Genomic DNA, 1,317 nt, shown 5'->3' on the forward strand with positions numbered 1-1,317 from the left:
TCCTTTTCTTCAAGCAGTACGGGATATTTTTCCGTGTAGTCCCACACATACTCTTTTTCTGCTTTCTTATTTCTGCTTTTAATTGTTTCTTTTATTCCTCCTTTACGGATGGAGCTTATTCCCTAGAAAACTTGCATCAGAATCAAGATTTATAATTCAATGATCTCTTGAACCATCTGAGCACTTTTTCCATGTGAGATGTCAAAAAGGCTCACTTTAGACACGATATTCAAAGAGAGTAGACACATATGAGCAATCCAGAAAAGAATTTGAAGATTTTCACTGGGTAATAAAAATCGCATTGTCTTCACAGCAACAAGTGACATGAAAACAATGCGTTCTAGATCTTTGAAAAAACAATATTCTATTTTAGTATTTATTAACCTTAAATGGAGACATAATTAAAACGATATTTCATTTAATATCTTTGCTCTGAAAATTTTTCAATCCAACCATCCGATGTGTACAATTCACCAGATAACCCATCACTTATATCCGCAATGTTCTCTCCGCCAACAATAATCTGAAATTCATCATGTTCTTCAAATAGGCATAACATATTATGAATACTCAAATCAACAATTTGAGGAATAATATCACTAATTAAAGACCTTTGCTCATCATTCAATTTAGTCACTCTCTCAAATAATAACTGAGACTCTTTGCTTTTCATCAAACCTTGCGTTTTTCTATCAAATATATCAATAGTTCTATCCCTCACTTCCTTAATAAAAATCTCACCAAATTCTTCTAAATAATTGTCCATTCTTACATTCCTCCTAATATTTATTTTGAATACCAAGGTATTCTTGTAGGTGCTGTTACACCTTGTTCACTCAAATTTTTTAATGATGCATTAATTAAATCATCTATCATAGCATCACTAGCTCCACCAGTTTTTAAGGCTTCTCTTGCAATTCGTGTATGTTCTTCTAAAGTATTTAATCTTCCACTCTCATATAACTCTTTAAATAGTTCTCTCTGTTTTGAAGTCATAATATTGTGGTCTAACCCATTTTCTTTCATAAAATCCTGACTTATTGAAAAACCTTTTTTAGGGTCATAATTTATATCACCTTTAAAACCAGCTTTAGCATGAACATGATGACCACCTACATCTCCATACTCTCCTGTACCTGAGTATTTACCACTTTTCTTCCAACTTCCGCCATCAAATTTAACCGAACCAGCTTCATCTGCCATAACCCCTGCAAGTTTTCCACTCTTTGCAGCATTTCGTATTCCTGCCACTCCAAGCCCTGCTCCTGCAAACATGTAGCCGTTTGCTGCTCCGTTTATGACCGTGTCCTTTAATTC

General features: G+C 34.0%; 2 protein-coding genes. Both read right to left on the reverse strand.

Translation table 11 applies throughout. The features are described from left to right. Positions 1–418: 418 nt before the first annotated feature. Positions 419–766 carry a hypothetical protein gene (locus DWX29_RS12460; RefSeq protein WP_118565974.1) on the reverse strand — a complete coding sequence of 116 codons (348 nt, stop codon included), beginning with the start codon at positions 764–766 and terminating at the stop codon, positions 419–421. Between the two features lie 20 nt (positions 767–786). After that, the coding region (locus DWX29_RS12870; RefSeq protein WP_199663702.1) for a hypothetical protein at positions 787–1,317 on the reverse strand (531 nt) is incomplete at its 5' end.

The sequence above is a fragment of the Eubacterium sp. AF19-12LB genome (assembly GCF_003479125.1).
Taxonomy (GTDB): Bacteria; Bacillota; Clostridia; order Lachnospirales; family Lachnospiraceae; genus Eubacterium_U; species Eubacterium_U album.